This is a genomic window from Hyalangium minutum (assembly GCF_000737315.1).
GTDB classification, from domain to species: domain Bacteria; phylum Myxococcota; class Myxococcia; order Myxococcales; family Myxococcaceae; genus Hyalangium; species Hyalangium minutum.
Window position 1 is genome coordinate 912,732 of record NZ_JMCB01000006.1, and the last position, 20,741, is coordinate 933,472.

Annotated in this window: 18 protein-coding genes and 1 pseudogene; 12 read left to right on the forward strand and 7 right to left on the reverse strand. The window is 69.7% G+C overall.

What is annotated here, in order from left to right; all coding sequences use genetic code 11:
* Window positions 1-127: 127 nt before the first annotated feature.
* Window positions 128-886, reverse strand: coding sequence for a DUF5953 family protein (locus tag DB31_RS19210; protein ID WP_044189616.1), 759 nt, complete (start codon window positions 884-886; stop codon window positions 128-130).
* Window positions 883-1,269 (reverse strand): DUF6310 domain-containing protein, encoded by a 387-nt coding sequence (locus DB31_RS50535; protein ID WP_240486763.1) that lies wholly within the window; start codon window positions 1,267-1,269, stop codon window positions 883-885. Before DB31_RS50535 ends, DB31_RS19210 begins: the two co-directional genes overlap by 4 nt.
* Window positions 1,270-1,619: 350 nt before the next feature.
* On the opposite strand from DB31_RS50535, the pseudogene DB31_RS51780 reads away from it, so the two are divergent.
* From DB31_RS51780 to DB31_RS44920, 4 genes and pseudogenes are all read left to right on the forward strand, one after another.
* Window positions 1,620-1,983 (forward strand): annotated as a pseudogene (locus DB31_RS51780) (hypothetical protein); the annotation flags it as partial.
* Window positions 1,984-2,134: 151 nt separating this feature from the next.
* Entirely contained in the window at window positions 2,135-2,512 is a 378-nt protein-coding gene (locus tag DB31_RS19220; protein ID WP_044189618.1) for a response regulator, read from the forward strand.
* Window positions 2,513-2,546: 34 nt separating this feature from the next.
* Entirely contained in the window at window positions 2,547-4,571 is a 2,025-nt protein-coding gene (locus DB31_RS19225) for a response regulator (protein WP_044189620.1), read from the forward strand.
* Window positions 4,572-4,725: 154 nt separating this feature from the next.
* Window positions 4,726-5,004, forward strand: a complete 279-nt coding sequence (locus tag DB31_RS44920) for a hypothetical protein (RefSeq protein WP_157232057.1) — start codon at window positions 4,726-4,728, stop codon at window positions 5,002-5,004.
* A gap of 12 nt (window positions 5,005-5,016) precedes the next feature.
* Here DB31_RS44920 and DB31_RS19235 read toward each other — a convergent pair whose 3' ends face one another.
* Both DB31_RS19235 and DB31_RS19240 read right to left on the reverse strand, forming a co-directional pair.
* Window positions 5,017-6,594 (reverse strand): LVIVD repeat-containing protein, encoded by a 1,578-nt coding sequence (locus DB31_RS19235; RefSeq protein WP_044189624.1) that lies wholly within the window; start codon window positions 6,592-6,594, stop codon window positions 5,017-5,019.
* A gap of 16 nt (window positions 6,595-6,610) precedes the next feature.
* The gene (locus DB31_RS19240) at window positions 6,611-8,377 is read right to left on the reverse strand and encodes a response regulator (protein WP_044190148.1); all 1,767 of its coding nucleotides are present in this window, start codon (window positions 8,375-8,377) and stop codon (window positions 6,611-6,613) included.
* Between the two features lie 241 nt (window positions 8,378-8,618).
* Between DB31_RS19240 and DB31_RS19245 the strand changes: the two genes are divergently transcribed.
* Entirely contained in the window at window positions 8,619-9,725 is a 1,107-nt protein-coding gene (locus tag DB31_RS19245) for an AAA family ATPase (RefSeq protein WP_044189626.1), read from the forward strand.
* 54 nt (window positions 9,726-9,779) lie between these two features.
* Here the strand turns inward: DB31_RS19245 and tkt are convergent, their stop codons facing one another.
* Complete coding sequence (tkt, locus tag DB31_RS19250; RefSeq protein ID WP_083968444.1) at window positions 9,780-11,834, reverse strand: transketolase; 2,055 nt, start codon at window positions 11,832-11,834, stop codon at window positions 9,780-9,782.
* 215 nt (window positions 11,835-12,049) lie between these two features.
* On the opposite strand from tkt, the gene DB31_RS19255 reads away from it, so the two are divergent.
* The 3 genes from DB31_RS19255 (at window position 12,050) to DB31_RS19265 (ending at window position 13,787) form a co-directional block, all read left to right on the forward strand.
* Window positions 12,050-12,244 carry a hypothetical protein gene (locus tag DB31_RS19255; RefSeq protein ID WP_044189630.1) on the forward strand — a complete coding sequence of 65 codons (195 nt, stop codon included), beginning with the start codon at window positions 12,050-12,052 and terminating at the stop codon, window positions 12,242-12,244.
* Window positions 12,245-12,618: 374 nt separating this feature from the next.
* Entirely contained in the window at window positions 12,619-13,191 is a 573-nt protein-coding gene (locus DB31_RS19260) for a hypothetical protein (RefSeq protein ID WP_044190151.1), read from the forward strand.
* Between the two features lie 77 nt (window positions 13,192-13,268).
* Window positions 13,269-13,787, forward strand: coding sequence for a hypothetical protein (locus DB31_RS19265; RefSeq protein WP_044189632.1), 519 nt, complete (start codon window positions 13,269-13,271; stop codon window positions 13,785-13,787).
* Here DB31_RS19265 and DB31_RS19270 read toward each other — a convergent pair.
* Window positions 13,784-15,496 (reverse strand): MASE1 domain-containing protein, encoded by a 1,713-nt coding sequence (locus DB31_RS19270; RefSeq protein ID WP_157232058.1) that lies wholly within the window; start codon window positions 15,494-15,496, stop codon window positions 13,784-13,786. The genes DB31_RS19265 and DB31_RS19270 overlap by 4 nt on opposite strands.
* Window positions 15,497-15,669: 173 nt before the next feature.
* Here DB31_RS19270 and DB31_RS19275 point away from each other — a divergent pair, with 173 nt between their 5' ends.
* Together DB31_RS19275 and DB31_RS19280 are read left to right on the forward strand one after the other, a co-directional pair.
* Entirely contained in the window at window positions 15,670-17,187 is a 1,518-nt protein-coding gene (locus tag DB31_RS19275) for a serine hydrolase domain-containing protein (protein WP_240486764.1), read from the forward strand.
* Window positions 17,184-17,501 (forward strand): hypothetical protein, encoded by a 318-nt coding sequence (locus DB31_RS19280; RefSeq protein ID WP_052420089.1) that lies wholly within the window; start codon window positions 17,184-17,186, stop codon window positions 17,499-17,501. Before DB31_RS19275 ends, DB31_RS19280 begins: the two co-directional genes overlap by 4 nt.
* A gap of 18 nt (window positions 17,502-17,519) precedes the next feature.
* Here DB31_RS19280 and DB31_RS19285 read toward each other — a convergent pair whose 3' ends face one another.
* Window positions 17,520-19,322, reverse strand: a complete 1,803-nt coding sequence (locus DB31_RS19285; RefSeq protein ID WP_157232077.1) for a sigma 54-interacting transcriptional regulator — start codon at window positions 19,320-19,322, stop codon at window positions 17,520-17,522.
* A 269-nt stretch (window positions 19,323-19,591) separates the two neighbouring features.
* Here DB31_RS19285 and DB31_RS19290 point away from each other — a divergent pair, with 269 nt between their 5' ends.
* Window positions 19,592-20,173, forward strand: a complete 582-nt coding sequence (locus DB31_RS19290; protein WP_240486765.1) for a DUF2378 family protein — start codon at window positions 19,592-19,594, stop codon at window positions 20,171-20,173.
* Between the two features lie 118 nt (window positions 20,174-20,291).
* Window positions 20,292-20,513 (forward strand): hypothetical protein, encoded by a 222-nt coding sequence (locus tag DB31_RS19295; protein WP_044189646.1) that lies wholly within the window; start codon window positions 20,292-20,294, stop codon window positions 20,511-20,513.
* Window positions 20,514-20,741: the final 228 nt, after the last annotated feature.

Here is a 20,741-nt window from a genome sequence, read left to right on the forward strand (position 1 = left end):
TCCTCCGGCATCAACGGTCATGGCGCAGGCGGCCCGCCGCAACGGGAGGGAAATGCAGGGCCCCCGGGCAGGCGAGGGAGCGGGCGCAGGGTGTGGGTGGAAGGCCAGCGCATGCGGGGCCGGTGACTCAGCGCGGGGGCACGCGCCCGCCAATCTCCGGGAAGCGCTCGTAAGCGCGCGCGAGCGCCTCCAGGTGCGCGGGGTTGTCGAGATCGAGTGGCGTCTCTGTGAGCCGAACGACCCACCCGCCCGTCGCTGTGCGCCGCGCCCGAGAGAGCAGGTCCGCGTCGCGGGCAGGATCCGGGAACCCGAGGGCCTGTGCGGTGGCTGCCGACCAGTAGTTCAGCCACCCGAGATAATGGGGGATCTCAGACGAGCGGAGGTGCTTGGGAAGGTTGAGCGCTGGGAGCCCCCGGGGCGGAACATGCGGTTGATCCATCGAGTGTCGAAACTGTTTCGCTACCTCCGACGCCACTCCGTTCGGCAACACGCGCCCCCAGAATGCGCGTGCGCCTTCCGCCACACCTTCCAGCATCTCCGCCGCCGCCGCGATGCTGGCCGCATCGAGTGGCAGCTCTGCATGGACATCGAGTAACGGCTGGCCGCCCGGCGCTTGGCGCCCGGATGTCCGCAACCCATAAACCGTCACGGGATAACTCTCGTCGCCGTTGCACAGCAGTGGGAACTCCCCGCGCGCGGCCGCCTCAGCGAGCCACCCATCGCGTCGCGGCAACGCGAGGGGCCGCCCCGCCTTTGACAGCTCCCATTCCAAGCGCACACGGGAGAGCGCTCGTTCGATTCCGTGGACGACTGCGAGCGTGCGACCGTCGTCGCCCACAAGCGCAGGCGCGAAGACGATGAGGATCAGGGTTCTCTGCTGGGTCATCGCTTGCACCCCGTGACGACGATATTGAGGAGTGGCTCCTGTTCGAGCAACGCGTCTTTGTGCTCTTGGGTGCTCACCCCAACGACGAAGCCATAGCCACATGCCTCGGCGATGTCCCGCTCTTCCCGCAGCAACGGCACTTGCTCCTGGATCGTCATCCGCCGGATGAAGTCAGGGTACGTGTCAAATCGATGCGTCTTGATCTCCCACAGCACGCGCACGCCGACTTGCAGCGCATCAAAGCGCACACCGCCCACGAGCACGTCATTGCCGGGGTAGCGGTTCGGCGGAAACTGATCGGCGCACGCGTCATGCGGGTCATCCTCGCCCGCGTGCGGCACTGGGGTGGGCGCGCACTCTGGGCGGCGGCGCTCCGTCGTCACCGGGGCAGGCGGAACCCTCCTGTTCGCGCTGGACCTCTCCGGTGTGGGGTTCGCCTCCGGCTCCTGCGAGGCCCGGGGAGAGTCTCCGGCCCAAAGGCCCGGCTCCTGGGTGGGTGGCAACACGCGCTGATGCGGGCTCCGCGGCAGGGGCTGGGGGCGAACCTGCCCTGGCTGCCCGCGGGTGGGCAGGCCCGTGCCGGGCACAGCGGGTGGACGCACAGGCGCCCAGGCGTAGGTCTCAGGCTCCTTTTGAGAGGTGGCGCACCCAGCTAAGACTGTGGCAACGGCAACGGCTTGGCGGAGTGCGCTGCAAGTTCGGAAGTTCATGCCTCGACCTTTCATCGAGGGGGGCGGAGCGGGTCAAGCCAGGACAGCAGCCAAGCGGCAAGGCCCCCTGCATCGAGGCCCACCACATCGCCACCATCTGCAACGACATGTCCACCGCATGCGGGGGAGCGTGGACGCCGAGGTTCCGGGAGAGCTTCGCGAAGGCCGGGATGACGCTGCGTCCTTAAGGAACTCGCCGATGCAACGGCGACCTGTCGCAGCGTTGTCGAATGCTAGGAGGCATTGACCGGGCAACTGCGGAAACTGGCCAAGCAAATCTCCACCCCCGGAACAGAACTGAACCAGCTCGGCACCCGGCAGCCACCCCAGGGACGCAGCGGCTCACCGTGCGCGGCGCCGTCCGCGTGCCTGCTGGCTTTGGTGTGAGCGACTGGGGAGCTTGGCGGGTCCGAGCAGTAGGGTGTTCTTCAAGAATTGCTGGATTTTATTCCTGTGTGACAGTCTGGCCAGCGCGTCTTTGGATCCGTGGGCAGGCAGGAAGGCCACCGGGTTACGCTTCCGCTTCAGGGGACCGCTAATGACGATTCGCAAGGTGCTCCTCGTTGATGACGAGGAGGACATCCGCACCGTGGGCCACCTGAGCCTGAAGCGCGTGGGGGGCTGGCAGACCGTGCTGGCCGCCTCGGGCGCCGAGGCCGTGGCGCTCGCCGCCGCCGAGAAGCCGGACGTCATCCTCCTGGACGTGATGATGCCCGGCATGGATGGGCCCACCACCTTCGGGCAGCTCCGAGCCCAGGAGGCCACCGCGCACACGCCCATCATCTTCATGACGGCGAAGATCCAGAAGCAGGAGGTGGCGCGCTACCTGGAGCTGGGCGCTGCGGGCGTCATCAGCAAGCCGTTCGATCCCATGACGCTGCCCACCGAGATCCGAAAGCTGCTGCCGTCGACCTGAGACCGTGGAGGACGTGGGTGGAGAGGGTGGCCTCATGAGCAGCATCGTCCTGTTTCTCGAGAAGGATCGCGAGCTGCAGACCGTGATGCCCGCGTTCCTGCGGGAGCGGGGCTTCCGTGTGGAGTGCGCCCGGAGCGTGCAGGAGGCGCGCGCGGTGCTCGCGAGCATGCCGGTGGACGCGGCCGTGGTGGACAGCCTGCTGCCGGGCATGGTGGGCCTGGACTTCCTCCAGGAGCTGCGCCGGGCGAAGCCCACGCTGCCCATCCTCCTGGCCTCGCGGATGTGGAAGGACGTGAAGGGCCGCGAGCAGTTCCTGAAGGAACTGCGAGTCACGCGCATCCTCCAGAAGCCGTACACGCCGCAGGAGCTCTTCATCTGGGTGGAGCAGGCCCTGGCGCGGCAGTGGGTGGAGCAGACCTTGGCGCGGCAGCGGCCGGGTCCGGTGGCGGGCAAGCCTCCCCTCCCCGCGGATGTCTCGGAGGAGCTGGCTGCGGCGAACGCCGAGTATGGCCGGCACCTGAAGCGGCGCCTGGCCTCGCTCACGGAGGCGCTGGCCCAGGCGCGCACGGGCTCGGCCGAGTCGGTGGAGGCCCTGTACTACGACGCGCACAAGCTCCATGGCTCGGCGGGCTCGTTCGGCTTCGCGCCGGTGGGCGAGGCGGCGGGACGGCTGGAGGCGCTGGTGAAGCCCGCGCGCGCGGGCCAGGCGGTGGACTGGGCGGCCATCGAGGCCTCGCTGAAGGAGCTGGCGGAGACCCTCCATTCCCCCGCTCCGAAGGCGGTGGAGGCGCCCAAGCCCACGAGCTTGATGGGCTCGGTGCTGGTGGTGGACGACGACGCGGAATGGCTGGCCGAAGTGGAGCGGATGGGCAAGGCGCAGGAGGTGAAAGTCCTCACGGCCCAGGACATGGACGAGGCGGTGGAGCGGGCGCGCGGGCAGTGGCTGGACGGCGCGCTGCTGCACGTGCACTTGGGCGGCCCGGAGGGAGGCTTCGAGGCGGCGGCACGGCTGAGGAGCCAGAAGCTGTGGGACTCACTGCCCCTGGCCTTCTTCAGCGCGGACGGAGACCTGGCGCACCGTGTGGCGGCGGCTCACGCCGGAGGCTCGCTGTACCTGCCCAAGCCCTTCGCGACGGCGGACCTCATTGGAGCGGTGGAGCGGCTGGTGGCGGCCCGGCGGCCGGAGCGCTCGCGCGTGCTGGTGCTGGCGGATGACGAGGAGGCGCGCAGTGCGATCAGCCATGCGGTCGCCGGGCACCGCGTGGAGGTGACGGCGCTGACGGATCCGTTCCGGCTGCTGGACGCGCTGGCCGAGCACCGCCCGGAGTTGCTGGTGCTGGATGTGGAGCTGCCAGGTCCGAGCGGCTTTGACTTGTGCCGCATCATCCGCTCCATGCCGGAGTGGGAGGAGTTGCCCATCCTCCTCATCACCACGCAGCAGGGGGCCGAGTTCCGGGTGGCGGCCTTCGAGGCGGGGGCGGACGACTACCTCACGCGGCCGGTGCTGCACGAGGAGCTGGTGGCGCGCATGCACTCGCGGCTGGAGCGGGTGCGCCTGGCGCGCGAGCGCTCCGAGCGGGATGCGCTCACCGGGCTGCTCCTGCGCCGGCCCTTCCTCGAGGCCCTGCGTGCCCGGCTGTCCGAGGGCCGACGCCAGCAGCGGCCGCTGGCGCTGTGCTTCCTGGATGTGGATCACTTCAAGCAGGTGAATGACACCCATGGTCACGTGGCGGGGGACCATGTGCTCGCGCGGCTGGGGCGGCTGCTGACCACGCGCTTCCGCCGCGAGGACCTGCGCGGCCGGTGGGGCGGCGAGGAGTTCGTCGTGGCGCTGGCGGGCGAGACGGCCGCGAGCGCCAAGGAGATCCTCACTCGCACGGCGGCGGAGCTGGCCGCGGTGAAGTTCTCGGGCGACCACGGCGAGTCCTTCCAGATCACCTTCAGCGCCGGCATCGTCGAGGCCCCCAGGGACGGCGAGGACGCCGAGACACTGCTGCGTGAGGCGGATGCACGCCTGTACCGCGCCAAGGCCAACGGCCGGAACCGCATCGAGCTCTGATCCGGCAGTGAAAGCGTTCTGGGGTATTTCTTACAGAGCCAGGGCTGAAGTTCCTCCAGACGCAGTGTGTTCCACTGAGCCAAGCGGGTGATTTCTCAACGGGGGAGAAGGGCCCGTGGTTTGCACTGGGAGGGGGACAGTTTGGAGTCACACCATGTCCACTTCACCGCCAGTGCTCCCTCCTTATTACAGAGTCGACCTGATGCCGGAGGCTTGGCGTGAGGTGGGATGTGTGACGTCGGAGGACTTTCAGGTGCTTCAGGACGTGATGCAGCTGCTGGCGGTCGAGGGCACGCCCTATGAGCCTGGCGAAGGTCGCCACACCCTCACCTTGGCGGGCTTCGAGGTGGAGTACACGCGCGACGATGTGGCCCGCGTCCTCACCCTGCACCGCGTGACGCGGATGCTCCGGCGGCCGGGCGAGGCCGCCTAGCGAGCGAGGGGCTCACGGCTCACGGAAGATCATCAGACCGCGCGAGCTGTCCACCCCGTACACATACCCGTCCCCAGGCACGCGCATGCCGAGCGCGCCTTCGTAGAAGCTGTAGCCGCGCTCGAAGTCCGTCTCCCGGAAGGTGTTGAAGTACGCGAGCTGCTTCGGCTGCGAGGGGTCGGACACATCGAACACCCGCACGCCCTCGTGGTACCACGCGGTGTAGAGCCGGGTGCCCACCAGCACCATGTTGTGGATGGAGGTCTGCTCGCGCAGCTGGAGCTCGCCGATCTTCACCGGCGCCTCGGGCTCCGTCACGTCCAGCACGCGCAGGTGCGCGCCGAAGTTCTCACCGCCCTCGAAGGCGATGGTGCGACCGTTGAGGGTGCCCACCGCGTTGGCGTGGCTGGTCTGGTTCGCGTACGCGTACCTGCCCAGCTGCTTCTCCTTCGTGGGGTCGGTGACGTCCATGATGACGTAACCCAGGTTCCAGTGGTTGATGTAGAGCCGCCCCTCGTATGCGAACGCGTCATGGGGGTAGCCCGTGGTCTGCCCGTCCGGCACGCTGAAGCGGTTGAGCAGCACGGGCTGGGTGGGCTGGGTGATGTCGAAGATGAGCGTCTCGCTGTTGGGGCTCGGGGACATGGCGTACAGCCGGTCCCCCTCCACGAAGACGGTGTGCACGTCGATGGGGGCGCCTGGCACGTTCCTCAGAAACGCCGGGTTGGCCGGATCGCGGATGTCGAAGACGAGCACCCCGCGGGACGCGCTGGCCACGTAGAGCGCGTCGCCCTTGGCCCACACGCCGTTCCAGTAGCTGTCCCCAGGCATCGTCACCGTGCGCCGGAAGCGGACGTCGCCAGGGGTCGACACGTCGAACACGGACAGGCCGCCGGTGCGGCCGTTCGAGTTCACCGACACCACGTAGGCGTGCTGCTTCGCCACGTAGATGTCCACGGGCAGGCCCAGGGGGATGAAGGACTCGGAGCCGAGCTGGAGGCCCTCGGCTTCCTGCTCGCCCTCGCGGCGGGTGGCGCGGAAGGCCTCGAAGGTGCCCGTGGAGCGCACCTGGCCGTTGCGGCAGACGACGTAGCAGCCGGTGAGCTGCTGCGCGTTGTTGAGCTGGCAGCCCGCGTAGGCCGTCAGGGAGGGTTCGCCGTTGGGCAGGGTGGACTCGCGGCGGAGATAGAAGGTGTCTCCGCTCCGGGAGTCCGCGCTGACGAGGCCACCCGAGAGGATGCTGGGGCTGGTTCCGCTGCCCAGCTTCATCGCGCCGGGGAACAGGATGCCGCCCGTGGAGGAGGCTGACGTCAGCGCGCGGTTCTTGAGGATGAAGACGCCCTCGGCGGGAGCGCTGGCCAGCGAGGCGCGATTGCACTGAGACAGGTTGAAGCGGCTCAGCTCTCCGCAGTCGCTGCCCACCTGGGTGGGGTGGATGCACGGCGCCAGGGCGCCCGTGTCGAGCGCATCGCCGGGCTCTTCGAGGATGGGCCAGGGGGTGTTGCTCTTCGGCGGCTCCTCCGAGGGGCAGCCCGTGCAGAAGAGGGCGCAAGCGGTGAGGCAGGCCCACGCGCCAAGGGTACGAGTCATGAAGGGGGCTCCGGGCTTACGTCCGCTGCGGGAGCAGGCGGGTGACGCGCGCCAGCAGCGTATGGATGGAGAAGGGCTTGGCCACGAAGTCCACGGCGCCTTCGTTGTACAGCTTCATCACGTCCTCATCGCGGATGCGCGCGGAGAGGACGAGGGCCCGCACGGGCGAGGAGGCCTCGCGCAGCGCCTTGAGCACCTCGATGCCCGAGCGCCGCGGCATGTGCACGTCCAGCAGCAGCAGGTCCACGGGCGTGAGCGCGGGGTTGAGCAGCCGGGACAGGGCCTCCTCACCGTCGGTGACGGTCTCCACCACGTAGCCCTCGGCCTCGAGCAGCCGCTGGAGCACCCGGCGCAGCGCGGGCTCATCGTCGGCCACGAGGATGCGGTGCGAGCGGGTCTGAGCGCCCTCCACCGTCGGACGCGAACCTGTGATGGGGCGAGCCGGGGCCGCGGCAGCCTCGCCCGGGGGCGTGGGGGAGCGGACTGGCGGCGTAAGGGGCCCGGTGGAAGGCTGCGTGGGGCGCGGGGTGGAGGGGGTGGTGGAGAGGGGATCCTTGGTGGGAATCGGGGGCCGGGTGAGCTGTGTGGCGGGGAGGACCGGGCGCGAAGGCGTGGCCGCGCCGGGCAGCCGCGGGGTGGGCGTGTTCTCCAGGCGCGAGCCACCGGTGGTGGGGCGCTCCACGCGCGGGGCCTGGGCGTTGGGGTCGCTGGCGGCACGCTGCAGGGTGCGGCGCTGCAGGTGGGCCATGAGGCGCAGGCGCAGCTCGGCGGGCTCCACGGGCTTGATGAGGTAGTCATCCACGCCGAGCTGGAAGGCGCGCACGCGGTCTCCCGAGGAGTCCCGGGCGGAGTGGAAGACGACGATGAGGCTGCGCCACGCGGGGTCCGCGCGCAGCTGGGTGAGCAGCTCGAAGCCATCCACCGAGGACATGGCCACATCCAGCAGGAGCAGGTCCGGGTGGTGGCGCTGGAGGCTGGAGAAGAGGTTGCGCGCGTCGTTGAGCGTCACCACCTCCATGCTGGCGGCCTCGAGCACGGCGCGGGCCGCGGCGAGCACGGTCGAGTCCTCATCCACGGCGAGCACGCGGTAGCGCGCGGGGCTGGCGCGCTGGATGGAGACGATGTCGCGGGCCAGCGCCGGGGGCGGCGTGGCGATGGACATGACTGCGTCAATGCCCTCGCGAGGCACGGAGCGGACGTCCGCGGCGGGCGCGAGCAGGACGACGGGCGGAGGGGTGTTCAGCGAGCGCAGGGCGGCGCGCAGCGAGGTGGGGACGGCGGGGCCCACCACGACGCGCTCCACGGGGCGCTCGGAGGTGAGGATGCGCACCGACTCTTCTTCGGAGGCGGCGGCCACGGCGTCCATGCCGAGCGTCTCGAGGTGCAGGGCGAGCTCGCTGGCCAGGTGCGCGTCCGCCAGGCGCACCAGCACGCGAGGCCGGTGGGGCACCAGCGGGAGGGTGCTGGGCGGATGGGAGAAGGCCTCCTGAAGGGACTGGAGGAGGCCGGGAATCCGGGGAGAGAAGGCCGTGTCGCCGCCCTCGGCGAGCTTCTCGAGCTCGGCGCAGAGCCGGGCCACCTCGGTGAAGCCGAGCGTGCTGGCGCTGCCTCGGGTGGAGTGCGCGGTCTGGGCGAACTGGGAGGCGGCACCGGGAGTGCCGGCCTTCCACGCGTCGGCATGGCGGCGCAACTGCGCCACGCGTTCGGACGCGCTGGTACGAAAGCCATCGCGGACCGTCGCGAGGGCCTGCGCCATCTCTTCTGCGACACCACGCTCGGCCATGAGGATCTTCTGATTTAACACGAAGGCCGCGCGCTGTCCGTCCCTCATGGAGGGGGCGAGGTGGGAGACGCCTGGTCGCTCGGTGTGAGCTGGGAAGACGCGCTCTCCGTGCACCTACACTCGGAAGAACCGGGAGCACGGCTTGGTCTGAGAATGGCTGGCTCTGCCCGAGGCAGCGCGGATTGTAAGGAGTGTGGATCCATGCCTGGGCCTACGTGACTTCCACTACGCTGGTGCGGCAATGACAGTGACGCGGTTGGAGATAGCGGGGTACCGCTCGGTGAGGCGGCTGGTGTTGCCTGTGCACCCGGTGACAGTGGTGGTGGGGCCGAACGGAAGCGGGAAGACGAACTTGTACCGGGCGCTGTACCTGCTGCAGGCGGCGGCGGAGGGCCGGCTGGCGCGGACGTTGGCGGAGGAGGGTGGGACTCCGAGTGTGGTGTGGGCGGGGCCGCGTGAGGCGAAGAAGCCGGTGCGGCTGACGGTGGGAGTGACGCTGGAGGACGAGCTGGCCTACGAGCTGAGCTGCGGAATCATCCCGCCGGATCCGTCGCAGGCGTCGCTGTTCTCGTTGGATCCGGAGGTGAAGGAGGAGCACCTGTGGGCGCTGTCGGGGGGACGGCGCGCGGTGCTGATGGAGCGCAAGGACCGCACGGCGTTCCTGAGGGACTCGGAGGGGCAGCGGGTGACGTTTCCGACGCAGCTGTGGGAAGCGGAGTCGGTGTTGGATCAGCTGGCCGAGCCGCAGCGGTTCCCCCGGTTGGCGGAGGTGCAGCGGACGTTGAAGTCGTGGCGCTTCTTCCACCAGTTCCGGACAGACCTGGAGGCACCGGCGCGGCAGCCGCAGATTGGGGTGAGGACGACGGCGCTGGCGCATGACGGGAGAGACCTGGCGGCGGCGCTGAGGACGATCCAGGAGATTGGGGATGTGCGGGGGTTGGCGAAGGCGCTGGACGACGCGTTCCCGGGAGCGCGCCTGGAGATCGAGGCACCGCAGGGGCGCTTCAGCCTGTTGCTGCGGATGCCGGGGCTGAACCGGCCGATGACGGCGGGCGAGCTGTCGGACGGGACGCTGCGCTATCTCTGTCTGTTGGCGGCGCTGATGAGCCCGAGGCCACCGCCGTTCGTGGCGTTGAACGAGCCGGAGACGAGCCTGCACCCGGACCTACTGGGGCCACTGGCGAGGCTCATCGTGGACGCGTCGAAGCACAGCCAGATCTGGGTGACGACGCACGCGGACGTGCTGGCGGAGGCCATCTCGCGGAAGACGGGCTACGAGCCGGTGCGGCTGGTGAAGAACGCGGGAGCCACGGAGGTGGCGGACACGGCGGCGCGAGAAGAAGAGTGACGCCGCCGTTGTCCCAGGGCTCGGAAGTGGCCCGAGCCCTGGTTCTTCCACGGGCTACTGCTTGGCCTTGGCGATGGTCTCCTTGGCCTCCTTCACCACGTTGTCCACGGTGAAGCCGAACTTCTGCAGCAGGGCCTTGAGCGGTGCGGAGGCTCCGAAGGAGCGCATGCCCACCACGGAGCCGCGCAGCCCCACCCAGCGCTCCCAGCCGAACACCTCTGCCTGCTCCACCGCCACTCGCGCGCGCACGGCGTCCGGCAGCACGGACTGCTTGTAGGCCTCGTCCTGCTGATCGAAGAGCTCCCACGAGGGCATGCTCACCACCCGCGCCTTCACGCCCTCGGCCTTGAGCTTCGCGGAGGCCTCCAGGCACAGATGCACCTCGCTGCCCGTGCCGATGAGGATGACATCGGGTGTGCCCTCGGAGTCCGAGAGCACATAAGCGCCCTTGGCCACTCCCGAGGCCGGTGCGTACTTCGTCCGGTCCAGCGTGGGCACGGCCTGCCGCGTGAGCACCAGCGCCACCGGGTGGCTCTTCTGCTGGGCGATGATGCGCCAGGCCTCCGTCACCTCGTTGGCGTCCGCGGGCCGCAGGACGATGAGGCCCGGGATGGCGCGCAGGCTGGGGAGCTGCTCCACCGGCTGGTGCGTGGGTCCGTCCTCGCCCAGGCCGATCGAGTCATGCGTGAAGATGTGGATGGCTGGCACCTCCATGATGGCGGAGAGCCGGATGGCCGGGCGCTGGTAGTCGCTGAAGATGAGGAACGTGGCCCCGTACGCGCGCAGCTTGCTCAGCGCCAGGCCGTTCACGATGGAGCCCATCACGTGCTCGCGCACCCCGAAGTGGATGTTGCGCCCGCTGGGGTCCCCCGGCTTCATCGGCCCCGAGAAGCCCAGGTACGTCTTCGTGGACGGGTTCAGGTCCGCCGAGCCCCCCAGAACCCACGGGTGGTGCTTCGCCAGCGCGTTGAGCACCTTGCCGCTCGACTCGCGCGTGGCCACGCCCTTCGCATCCGCCGCGAAGGTGGGCAGCTCCTTGTCCCAGCCCTCGGGCAGCTCCCGCCGCTGCATGCGCTCGAGCTGATCCGCCAGGTCCGGATGTTGCTTCTTGTACTCGGCGAACGTCTTCTCCCACTCCGTGCGAAGCTGCTTGCCCCGGGCGCCCAGCCGCTCCTGGAAGCGCTCGCGCACGCCGTCGGGCACGAGGAACTGCGCGTCCTCGGGCCAGCCGTAGTTCTTCTTGGCGGCCTTGATTTCCTCGGCGCCCAGCGGCTCGCCGTGCGCCGCCGCGGTGCCCTGCTTCTTGGGCGAGCCGTAGCCAATCTGGCTCTTGACGATGATGAGCGTGGGCTTGCCGCGCTGCTCCTTGAAGGTGCGGTACGCCTTCGAGAGCGCCGCCAAATCGTTCGCGTCGTCCACGTGCAGCACGCGCCAGCCGTAGGCCTCGAAGCGCTTGCCCACGTCCTCGGTGAAGGCCAGGTCCGTGCTGCCATCAATGGAGATGCGGTTCGAGTCGTAGATCCAACACAGGTTGGGCAGCTGCAGGTGCCCGGCGATGGAGGCCGCCTCGCTGGCCACGCCCTCCATCAAGTCACCGTCGCCGCACACGGCCCACACGTCATAGTCGAACAGCGTGAAGCCCGGCCGGTTGTACGTGGCGCCCAGCCACCGCGAGGCAATGGCCATGCCCACGCTGTTGGAGACGCCCTGGCCCAGCGGACCGGTGGTGGTCTCCACGCCGCTGGTCCACCGGTACTCGGGGTGGCCCGGAGTGACGCTGTCCAGCTGGCGGAACTTCTGGAGGTCCTCCATGGAGATGGTGGGCACCTCCTCCACGCGGTAGTCGCGCGTCACCCGGCGAACACCCGACAGGTGCAACAGCCCGTACAGCAGCATGGAGGCGTGGCCGTTGGAGAGGATGAAGCGGTCCCGGTTGGGCCAGATGGGACCGGACGGGTCGTAGCGCAGCTCTTGCTGCCACAGCTGATAGGCCACCGGGGCCAGCGCCATGGGTGCGCCTGGGTGCCCCGAGTGAGCTTTCTCCACCGCATCCATGGCCAGGGTGCGGAGCGTATTGATGCACTGCAGATCCAGCGTGTCGGTCGTCATGGGTGGGAGGTCCTCTTCTGACTCCTGCGTGGGGCGCACCATGCCGCAAGAGCGGGCCGGGCGCCGCACCAAACGCGCGGAACGTGCGAGGTGGGACGAATGTCAGACCCGGGCTGTACACTGCCGTAACTGAAATAGAGCCAAGGCGGGTTCGTATTCAGGAAGCGGCTGGCTTGCCCGTCTGGGGCCGGCGCTTACGTTCAGGGGAAGCAGTCATGGGTCATGTGTTCGTTCCGGTGGCGCTGGCGTTGTGGGTGGCGGTGGCGGTGGTGCGCGCATGGGCGACACCCTCCCAGGCTCCAGCTTCCGTTCCGGCAGTAGAAGTGGAGGCTCATCAGCCTCGCCCGTCGCAGTCCGACAGTGCGTCCGTGTCGGAGGCGGAGCGGGTGAAGGCGCACGGCGAGGGCTGAGGCCCCGCACGCAGAGGCAGTGTCAGAGCAGACCGCGAGAGTTCGGGCCACGAGGCAGGTGCCTCGGGGGCGCACCGGAGGTGTCTGCTCATTTCAGCAACAGGGAGGGCATCCGTCCTGTCTGACGGGTGGATTCACAGGGGGGATGGCCATGGTTCAACTGTTCATTCCAGCAGTGTTGGTGCTCTGGGTGGCGTGGGCGGTTCCGCGCACCCGGCGTCGCAACCGGCGGTTCAAGCTGAGCGCCCGGGCCCGCTAAGGCCGAGGCAGCTCCTACGCAACTGGGCCCTGGGGGAAACCCCAGGGCTCTTTTTTTACCAGGAGATCAAGGGAGACTCACAGGGGCGGCTTGTCGGGTGTATATGTCCCGCCACATGTCCTTTGAGAAAGCCCTTCGAGAGATGATTCGCCGCGAGCTGAGCAGCCAGCTCGGGCCGCTGCAGAAGTCCGTGCTCCAGCTGGAGCGCGGGCTGTCGTCGCTGCAGACCTTGCGCGAGGTGACGGCGCAGCTGGCCCCGCTGCTCGGGGAGAGAGGCCGCCAGGTGGCGCTCCGGCACGTCCAGGCACAGGCCCCTGTTCCGCGCACCCCGCCCGCGGCCCGGGCTCCGGCGGCCGCTGCCCCCCGGGCCAAGGCCGCTCCTGCTGCCCCCGCTGCTTCCTCCGCGGAGCGGCTCTGCGCGGTGAAGGGCTGCAAGCGGCCGAGCCGTTCCAAGGGCTACTGCTCGGCGCACTACCAGAAGCTGCGCCTGCTGATCCGCACGAACCGCCGCCCGGCTGACTGGGTGGATGATGCGTCGCCGCAGTCCGCACTGGAGGTGAAGCTGCCTCGAGGCCGCGCCGGCGCGAAGGAGCTGAAGGAGGCCGCGCCCGCCACGCCGCGTGAGCCGCCCAAGCCCAAGGCCTGGGTGCGCAAGAAGGGCAACGCGGGCATGGTCTCCCTGCACTGAGCGCGTGCCGGGGCCTCCCCGACATGACAGGTCACACGGCCGTTGACAGACCTGCCGGGGGATGGGATTCGGACGCCATGAGCGAGTATCCGGTCTACGTGGCGGTGCGGCGCCCCGATGGGCGCGTGGAGCAGGTGCGTGTGGGAACCGCCGTCCAGCAGGACGACGGCTTCCAGCTGCGCATGGGCGAGCTCTTCATCGGTGGCACTCCGGACGCGGCCTCGGCGCCCGCCTCGGCGCCCCGGCGGTCCATGGGCGGTGGAGCCTCTGGCGGTGGAGCCTCTGGCGGTGGCGGGGGTGGAGATGGGGGCACGTTCCCCAACTACGGCCGCAGCAAGGGGGGCCCCATCCGCGGTGCCACCATGCAGGACCTGGAGTACTACGCCAACGGCGCCCGGCGCTCGCTGGCGGACCCCAGCAAGTCGCGCTGGCATGACAAGGAGCGCGCGCTCCTGGCCTCCATCGAGGCGGAGATCGCCCGCCAGCGCGGGGGTGGCGGTGGCGGGGGTGGGGACGAGTACCCGAGCGGTGGCTCGTCGCCGGGGATGGGTGACAACGAGCCGCCTCCGCACACGGACGACGACATTCCCTTCTAGTCGCAGGGCAGCCGCACGGTGAAGGTGGTGCCCAGGCCCGGGGCGCTCTCCACTGCCACGTCGCCCGAGTGGCTCTCGATGATGCGCCGGACGATGGGCAGCCCCAGCCCGGTGCCCTGGGCCCGCGTGGTGAAGAACGGCTCGAAGATGCGCTGCTGAGTCTCCGGCGTCATGCCCACGCCGGTGTCGGAGATGGACAGCCTCAGGCGCGAGGCGCCCGCTCCCTGCTCGTGCTCGATGCGAATCTGGAGGTCGCCTCCCACGGGCATGGCCTGCAGGGCATTGGTGAAGAGGTTGGACAGGGCCATGTGCAGCTGCTGCGCGTCCACCAGCGCTGGCGGCAGGCCCGGTGCCACCTGGCGCCGCACGGTGATGGGCACGCCGGTGTTCTGGGAGCGCAGCGCCGCGGAGAGTGCCTCTTCCACCAGGGGCTGGAGCGGCTCGGGGCGAGGTTGAGGCTGCGCGGGCCGGGCGAAGTCCAGCAGCCCGTGGATGAGCGCGTCCAGCCGCTGAACCTCCTCGCTCATGATGCCGAGCAGCTCCTGCTCCGGCGGGCTCGAGCGTTGGCTGGGCAGGCGGCGCAGGGTGGAGACGCAGTTGGCGATGGCGCCCAGGGGGTTGCGCACCTCGTGGGCCATGGTGGCGGCCAGCTCGCCCAGTGCCGCCATCCGCTCGCGCGCCACCAGCTCCGACTGTGTCTTGGCGAGGATGTCCAACGACTGACGCAGCTCCTGGTTGAGCGCGGACACCTTGAGCTGGGCGCGGCGCCGCTCGCCGAGCGCGGCGGCCAGCAGCATGCCGGAGATGCTGATGGCTCCGAGGAACGACTGGAGCAGGAAGAGGCTCGGGGTGCCGTTCTCCGGATCCTCGGAGGAGGACGCGCGCACGCTCGGGGGCACGCCGGGCTCCGGCCGGGCGAAGGGGCCCAGGTCGCGGTCGGTGTGCCAGATGGCGACGGCCGAGAGGATCAGGGTGGCGGCGGTGGTGCCGTGGCCCTCGAAGCGCAGGGCGGCCCAGAGGATGAAGGGAAAGGCCAGGTAGATGAGGGGGTGAAAGGTCCACTGCTCCGAGAGCTTCACGCTGAAGATGGCGTCGGAGGCCAGGCCCAGCACCAGCACGAGCGCCCCCAGCTCCCACCGGCGCCGCGAGGGCCAGTCCTTGCAGTCCTGCAGCCAGATGAGCAGCAGCGGCGTGAGCACGAGGATGCCCATGGCATCGCTCAGCCAGACCACCTCCCAGGTCCGTCCGTACTGCTCCCAGGCGTCCGGCTTGGCCAGCGAGCGGAGGCCCACGGCGAGCTGCGAGGTCAGCAGAGCGCTCACCCCGGCGGCCAGCGTCACCAGCCCGATGACGTCGCGCACCCGGTGCAGATCGGTGCGGTGCCCCACGAAGCGCCGCATGAGAAAAGCGCCCAACACCCCCTCGAGTGCACCACAGGTGGAGCTCAGGAGGGTGAGCCACCAGGGCTGGTTCGGGTGGGGCGAAAGGGTCCCCAGCGCGATGGCCGCGAGGGCCACCACGGGCCAGTGACGGAGGCGGGTGACCAGCAGCGCCGCGAGCACGAGGCCACTGGGAAACCACACGGGGGCGGCATGCACGGAGGGAAAGCACAGCTTGCGCCCTATCCACACCAGAGCCGGATACAGCAGGGCGAAGACCGCCAGGCGCGCCAGCGGGTGCCAGCGCCTCACCATGAACTCAGTCTGCAAGGCGGGCCCCCCCCGGGCCGTGGCTACACTCTGAGTGTGGCACGGGGCTGCTTCACACGGGAAGTGGCCGAGGCAGGCGCTCGCGGTGGATGGTAAGACTGCGACCCATGTCCTCGCCGCATTCACCGGGAGTGTTGAATTCTCCAGAAGGAAAGTCCCCAGATTCCGGGGGGTTGAGCGCTCCTCGAAGGACTGCGCTGCGGTGGGCCGTGAACGCGGCCGTGGCGCTGGTGGGAGCGCTGGTGGCGCTGCGGGCGGGCCGGTGGGTGGGCGCGCTGGGCACCAACACGGTGCTGGCCGCGCTGCCGGTGTTGCTCCTCGTGGTGGGGGTGCCTCCGCTCTCCGTGGTGGGTGCGGAGGCCTGGGTGGGCCCGCGCCTGGAGCCGGGGAGGCCGCGCTGGGGACGGGCGGTGGGAGCGGCCATCGCCGCCCAGGTGCTGATGCTGGTGGGCGCGGTGTGGGCGGGCGCCTCGGCGCGGAGGCTCGGGGACGTGGCGCTGCTGGCGTTGGTGGAGGCGGTGGTGCTGGCCACGGTGGTGACGAAGGTGGCCCGGCCGGCCGCGCTGGTGCTGCTCATGGCGCTCGTCTCGGTGCCGAGGCTGGCCGGGGCGGCGTGTCCGGAGCGCGCGGAGTGGCCCACGAAGGAGTGGTCCACCGGGACGCTGCCCGCCGGGCGCGAAGAGGCGCTCAAGGCCTTCGAGGACTACGCCTTCACGCTGGAGGGCCAGGACGAGGAGCGCAAGGGGGTGCGCACGGACGGGGTGGTGCTCATCCACCACGGGCGCCTGGTGTACGAGCGCTATGCGCGCGGCTTCAAGCCGGAGCAGCGGCACTTGGGCTGGTCCATGTCCAAGAGCGTGACGAACGCGTTCACGGCGCTGGCGGTGGCCCACGGCGTGCTGACGCTGGACGACTCCATCTGCAAGCACGTGAAGGCGACGAACGAGGCCGCGTGCGCCATCACCGTGCGCCACCTGCTCGAGTTCGGCTCGGGGCTGGATTGGAAGGAGGGCTACGAGAACGGCTCGCTGCAGACGTCCTCGGTGCTGGCGATGCTCTACGGCGAGGGGCGCCGGGACATGGTGGCCTTCATCACCGCGCACGCGCTGAGGGACAAGCCCGGCACGAGCTGGGAGTACTCCTCGGGAGACACCACACTGCTGGCCGGGGTGGTGGGCGCGGCGATGAAGCCCCGCTTCGGCGACGGGTGGGAGTGGAAGCTGCTGCTGGACAAGGTGGGCGTGCGCAGCGCGGTCTTCGAGCGCGATGGGAAGGGCGTGCTGGTGGGCTCCTCGCTGATGCACGCCACGCCGCGCGACTGGGCGAAGCTGGGCTTCTTCTTCCTCAATGATGGGTGCTGGGAGGGCGAGCGGCTGCTGCCCGAGGGGTGGATGGCCGCCTCGGTGGCTGTCTCCGAGCCCCTGAAGCAGAAGCGCGTGGACTGGGATCCGGGCGACGTGCAGGGCCGCCAGTTCTGGCTCAACCGCCGCGTGCCGGGCTTGCAGGACGAGAAGCCCTGGCCGGACGTCCCCGAGGAGGCCTTCGCCATGCGAGGCCACTGGAGCCAGTCCGTCACCCTCATCCCCTCGTTGGATCTGATCGTGGTGCGCATGGCGGATGACCGCAACCCAGGCTTCGACTTCAACACCTTCGTCAAGCGGGCCATCGCCCTGGTGGAGGGCACGCCATGAGGCGCGCGGTGCTCGCGGTGCTGCTCGGAGCCCTGGTGCCGGTGCTGGCCTCGTGCGAGAGCGCCGGCCGGCGGCGGTACGAGAACAATGACTTGGTGCTCGTGACGGCGTACACCGCCAAGGATGCGTGCACGTGCCTCTTCGTGATGGAGCGCGATGAGGCGTTCTGCCGCGCCTTCGTGAAGGCCAGCCCGTCCGTGGCCCAGCTCACCATCGACAGGGAGCGCAAGGCGGTGGAGACCTCGGCGGTGCTCCTGTGGGGCGCCCGGGCGCGCTACGTGGACGCGCGCGACGGCTGCGTGCTGGAGCTCTGAGCCTCCCGCGGGGCTGGGTCAGCTGCCCTTCCACAGCCCGTGGCGGCGGGCCCTGCGCCCCAGGGTGACAGCGTCCATGCCCAGCGCCACCGCCGCGCGCCGCAGCACGCCGTCGTGCTGCTCCAGCGCCTCGCGGATCAGCTCCCGCTCCATGTGCTCCATCCGCGCCTTCAGCGAGCCTCCTGTCCCCGTGTTCCCGGCTCGCGCGCCCACCAGGCTGGGAGGCAGCAGCCGCCGCGTCACCATCTCCCCCGGCTTGGACAGCAGCGCCGCGCGCTCCATCACGTTGCGCAGCTCGCGCGCGTTGCCCGGCCACGCGTACGCCACCAGCGCCTCCTCCGCATCCGCCGCGATGCCGCTCGCCGAGCGCTTCTGCGACCGGTTGAACAGCTCCAGGAAGTGCCGCGCCAGGGAGAGCACGTCCTCGGGCCGCTCCCGCAGCGGGGGCAAGTCGATGGTGAAGCTGTTGAGCCGGTAGAAGAGGTCCGCACGGAACCGCCCAGCGCGGACCTCCTGGCCCAAGTCTCTGTTGCTCGCCGCCACCACGCGCACATCCACGTGGCGCACCTGCGTGCCGCCCACCGGCCGCACATCCCCACCCTCCAGCACGCGCAGCAGCTTGGCCTGGAGGTTCGGCGTGGTGTTCTCGATTTCATCCAGGAAGATGGTGCCGCCATCGGCCAGCACGAACAGGCCCGGATGGTCCGCCACCGCGCCCGTGAAGGCGCCCTTCACGTGGCCAAAGAGCTCGCTCTCCAGCAGCGTCTCCGTGAGCGCGCCGCAGTCCTGCACCACCAGCGGCACATCCTCGCGCCCGCTCAGCCGGTGGATGATGCGCGACAGCACCTCCTTGCCCGTGCCCGTCTCGCCCTGCAGCAGCACCGCCACCCGGTGGGGCGCCGCCACGCGCACCAGCTCCATCACCCGCTGCATCGCCGGGCTGGAGAACCCCGGGCCCTCGCCCGCCGCCGGAGCCGGAGCCCCAGGCGTCCCGCTCATCAGCGCGCGCTCGCGCAGCAGGTTGCGCTCCAGCTCCAGGCCCATGCGCCGCTGCTCGGTGCGCACGCCGTGCTCGCGCCCCGCGTCCAGCACCGCTTGCCGCACCTCCTCCACCCCAAACGAGGGCCCCAGCGTCCGGAACAGGCTCCCCGAGTTGAACAGCTCCAGGAGCCGCTCCGGTGCCGCGGGGGCGCAGTGGACGATGCGCGCGGCCAAATCACTCGGCGGCGCGGCCCCCGTGGCATCCACCTCGTCCATCCGTCGCGAGGCCAGCTGCTCCACCAGCGACAGCGCCCGCACCTCGTCCGTGCCTGCCACCAGCAGCACCGCCACGTCTCCGCGCGCCAGCAGCGCGTACACCTCCGCGGGCGTCTGCGCGAAGCCCAGCCGCGCGTGCCCCTCCAGCGCCGTGCGCAAGGTGCGCGCCTGTTCCTCCGTCGCGAACGCCACCGCCACGTGCAGCGCGCTCTCCACCAGGTAGCGCGCCAGGGTGACGCGATCCGAGCCCTCGAAGGACAGGAAGGCCAGGCCGAGCGCCGTCACGGTGCCGCCCTCGGCGCCCTCCGTGTCGTGCCGCCACCGCACCACTCCGCGCACCCGGATGCGCGCATGGGAGTCCGGCAGCGAGAACGCCATCTCCAGCTCCTCGCCCTCCCGAGGCCCCTCCGTCGCACCGCCCAGAGGACTGGCCACCAGGCCGATCCCCGTCTCGCTGATGTTGACCGACCAGCACCCGTGCAGCGCGGGCTGCGTCACCACCTGCACGTACAGGGGCTTACGGGGACTGCGGTCCTTCAAGGGCAGGTCGCGGACGAGCTTCATCATTGAATTCCCATCCTTCAGAAGTGAAGTATGGACCCATTCCCCGGGAAATTCGAGCGCCTGTGCTGTTCGTATGCCTCCGGAGGCTTCAGGACTGAAGAGGGGTTCTGAAGCCAAACCCTCGTTTTCTCGTGGGTTGAGAGCTGGCCCGGCGCTTGCTCAAGGGAATGCACGGCAGCGGTTCGCGGCCTACCTCCATCAGGTCCCCACCGGAACTCATCTCAATGCACGCACAACTCGAGTCAATCAGACCGGTGATGGACCTGGACGTGGAGCGACAGCTCCGCCATCGGATGGCCATGGCCAGCCCCACGGATACGGTTCGCGGAATGTTCTTCAACGGGGCGCTCGAAGTCGCTCGCGCACTCGGTGGGAGCGAGGCCGCGGACCGCTGCCAGCAAATTGTGGGTGAGAAGCGCATCATCGATTTCTTCAACTACCCCGTGACGGACCTTCTCCAACTGTCCTTGGAGATGATCCGGCTGGTGGGCGCTCACACGGGCGGTCACGCCGGAGTGCTGCGGCGCATGGGCACGCAGGCGGCGAAGGACTTTCTGGCCTCGTCGCCGGGCCGCACCATGCTGATGCTCACGGACAAGAACCCGCGCAGGGTGCTCAGCCAGCTGCCCGCCAGCTATCGCACGGTGGTGGGCTTCGGCGAGCGCAAGGTGAGCTGGTCCGCGGATGGCCGTACCGGCCTGTTCCTCGCCCAGCGTGACTTCATGCCGCCGGCGTACACCAAGGGCCTGCTCCAGGGCGTGCTCGAGGCGGTGGGTGCCAAGGGCGTCAATGTGAGCGGGCGTCCCACGGGGATGTTGGACAGCGAGTACGAAGTTTCCTGGGAGCGATAGCACTCAACGGTTCGTGCGTTTTCCATGGCGCACGGGGAGCTCCCCCGTCAGAAGCACGTCGCCAGCCGGTGTCTCGGGGATGCGGCTGGGTGAAGGACAAACCCCCCAAGGGGATGGGATGAAGACGATGCGGCTCGATGAGGGGACGGTGCAGGCAGGCGAGGGCGGCGCGGCGCTGGTGATGCTGCCCGTCTGTGTTTGCGGCTCAGGCCTGGAGGCGCCTTCGGCCTCGGGTCCGGCGGCGCCGGTGCCCACCTGCCCCGCCTGTGGCGGGAGCCAGCTGAGGGCCTCGGCCCCCGAGCACCGGCACCTGCAGGATTTCTTGAGCGCCTTCGTCTGAAGCGCGGGCGCTCGGCTTTCACGGCATAAGTTCGGATGACGGGTCTGTCCCCCTTGGCGGAGGATTGGGGTGGGGGACACTCCCGTCATCTTCTTTGCGGGCGCCGATGATTGATTGGCGCGCCCTATCACTGTCATCCAGACGTTGTCTTGGAGCCCTCGGGCAGCTGCGCCCTAGCGTTGCGCGCACCCATGAGGACTCGACCCATGCATCACGCCCGGCTGATCC